At 68.1% G+C, this 3016-nt stretch carries 1 protein-coding gene and 1 pseudogene; both read left to right on the plus strand.

Translation table 11 applies throughout. From position 1 onward, the window contains the following. On the plus strand, positions 1-2378 hold a 2378-nt coding region (locus tag AC1DW9_RS36365; RefSeq protein ID WP_476855394.1), incomplete at its 5' end, for a cadherin-like domain-containing protein. 57 nt (positions 2379-2435) lie between these two features. After that, positions 2436-3016 (plus strand): annotated as a pseudogene (locus tag AC1DW9_RS36370) (HlyD family type I secretion periplasmic adaptor subunit); the annotation flags it as partial.

Consider the following 3016-nt stretch of genomic DNA (forward strand, 5'->3'; position numbering starts at 1 on the left):
GGCTTGCCGCCTTCCTCGGCATCGATTCCCCGCCGATCGACTATGAGCAGCTGCCGCTGCGCCGCTTCTCGCCGGCCAAGCTCGAGGATGTCTTCGGCGATCCGGCSAGCAACGACAACCTGACGCTCRGCCATGGCGGCGGCCTCTCCGGCAGTGCCGGCTCTGGCRGTGGCCATGACTTCGAGGGGATCGCCTCGGCCGGCGGCGGCTCGGGTGGCCACCACCCCGGCCCGGGCGGCCATTCCGGCCCGGGCGGCGAGAATCCTGGCGGACCCGGCGGTGAAAACCCCGGCGGGCCACGCAGCAACCGGGCGCCGCAACTCGCCGGCGTCGTCAACCTGCGCAGCATCGGGCGCTGCGAGACGCTGCTGATCACCATGGTCGGCCTGCTCGCGGGAGCGCGCGACCCCGATGGCGATGCGCTGTCGATCCGCAATCTCACCGTCTCCAGCGGCACGCTGACCGCGGTCGAGGGTGGCTGGGAGTTCACCCCGGCGCCCGGCTATTTTGGCCCGGTGACGCTGAGCTACGAGGTCAGCGACGAGACCGTCGCGGTCGCCCAGACCGCGCTCTTCAGGGTCGTCGAGTTCACCGAGATCAACGGCACGTCAGGCGATGACGGCCTGACCGGGACCGAATGCGCCGACCTGATCGACGGGCGCGACGGCAATGACGTGATCGACGGCCGCGGCGGCTCCGACATCCTGCATGGCGGCGCCGGCAACGACTTCATCCGCGGCGGCGCCGGCCATGACCTGATCTATGCCGGGCGCGGCAACGACATCGTCTATGGCGGCGACGGCAACGACACGATCTATGGCGATGACGGCGACGACCAGCTCTTCGGCGAGGATGGCGACGACATCATCTATGGCGAGGCCGGCAATGACATCATCATCGGCGGCAAGGGCAACGACCAGCTCTCCGGCGGTGACGGCAACGACCAGATCTCTGGCGGCGAGGGCAACGACCAGATCGCCGGGGATGCCGGCAACGACGTCGCCCATGGCGATGAGGGCGACGACACCGTGGATGGCGGCGCCGGGAATGATGAAGTTCATGGCGATGCCGGCGACGATCACGTCATGGGCGGCGCCGGCAATGACCAGGTCTATGGTGAGGACGGCGACGACATCCTCGACGGCGGCGCCGGCGACGACTGGATCGACGGCGGCGAAGGCGACAACACGATCTTCACCGGCGATGGCACCAACAGCGTCCGCACCGGCAACGGCAACAATGTTGTGACCGGTGGCGCTCATGTCGACATCGTCCAGTTCGGCGCCGGCCAGGACACGGCCCAGCTCGGCGCGGGCGACGATGCAGCGGCCGGCGGCGGCGGCGATGACCGGCTCTTCGGCGAGGATGGCGACGACACGCTCTCCGGCGACGACGGTGACGATGTGCTCGACGGCGGTTCCGGCGACGATCACCTCGCGGGCGGCAGCGGCGACGACCAGATCCATGGCGGGACCGGTGACGACATCGTCTTCGGCGGCGACGGGCGCGACCGGATCGAGGGCGACGCGGATGACGACATCGTCTTCGCCGGCGCCGGCGACGACCGGGTCGAGGGCAATGCCGGCAATGACCGGCTCTTCGGCGAGGCTGGTGACGACCGGATCGAGGGCGACGCGGGCGATGATGTCATCGATGGCGGGGCCGGCAACGACCGGCTCGAGGGCGATGACGGCGACGACGTGGTCATGGGCGGAGCTGGTAACGACCAGATCGCCGGAGATGCTGGCGACGATACGCTCGATGGCGGTACCGGTGAGGATCTCGTCAAGGCCGGCGCCGGCAACGACGTGATCATCGGCACGCTCGATGCCGCGGCCGATTGCTATGATGGCGGCAACGGCAGCGACACGCTGGATTACTCCCAGGCGACGCAATGCATCGACATCAACCTGGTCGAGGGCAAGGCGGTCAGCGTCGAGATCGGCGCGGACAGCTTCTCCAATATCGAGGCGGTGATCGGCGGCAGCGGCGACGACCACTTCACCATCGGTGCCGACGCAGTGACGCTGACCGGCGGTGCCGGCAACGACTGCTTCTCGTTCGACGTGCCCTATGACGAGGATGACCGCGACCTGATCCACCAGATCCTCGATCTCGAGGCTGGCGACCGCATCATCGTCAGCCAGTACCAGATCCGCACGGATGACGATCCCGCCAATGGTGCGCCCGGGGACGAGGCCGATCCGTTCGCCAGCGCCTATGGCGACCAGGCCGGCACTGCCAGCCAGCCCTTCCGCTTCCGCATCGAGAAGATCGGTGACAACGACTACACCTATGTCGACGTCTATCTCGAGCAGACCGACGAGAGGGACTACTCCATCGAGATCCAGGGCAGCCACAGGCTTTACTATTACTGACCTCGGTGCGGGGCAGCTCGGCCTCGCATCCCGGGTCCGCTGACGGGAGAGACGGATATGACCAGGCGCAATGTCGCATCGCAGGTGGGCGGGGACGCCAGGGAAGGGCGCGAGCCGAACTTCGGGCTCGGCCGGCATATGCTCGCCGGTACCGCGCTCGCCCTGCTCCTGGTCGTCGGCTGCGGCGGCTGGGCCGCCAGCGCCCATCTCAACGGCGCCGTGATCGCCCAGGGCTCGATCAAGGTCGATCAGAACCTCAAGGAGGTGCAGCACCGCGACGGCGGCGTCGTCCAGGCGATCGGGGTGCGACAGGGCGACCGGGTCGAGGCWGGCCAGACCCTGTTCTGGCTCGACGATGTCCAGACCAAGGCCGAGCTCTCGATCATCCGCTCGCAGCTCGGCGAAAATCTCGGCCGCAAGGCCCGCCTGATCGCCGAGCGCGACAACCTTGCCGCGATCACCTTCCCGGCCGAGTTCGCCCGATTCTCCGACGAGGCCAGCCAGATCATCCAGGGCGAGACCCGGTTGTTCGACGGCAACCGCACCAACCGCGAAAGCCGCAAGGAACAGCTCGAGATCAGCATCGTCCAGTCCGGTGAGGAGGTGAAGGGCCTCGAGGCGCGCCAGGTCGCCAAGGT

This window comes from Allobosea sp. P4_E12 (assembly GCF_056401655.1).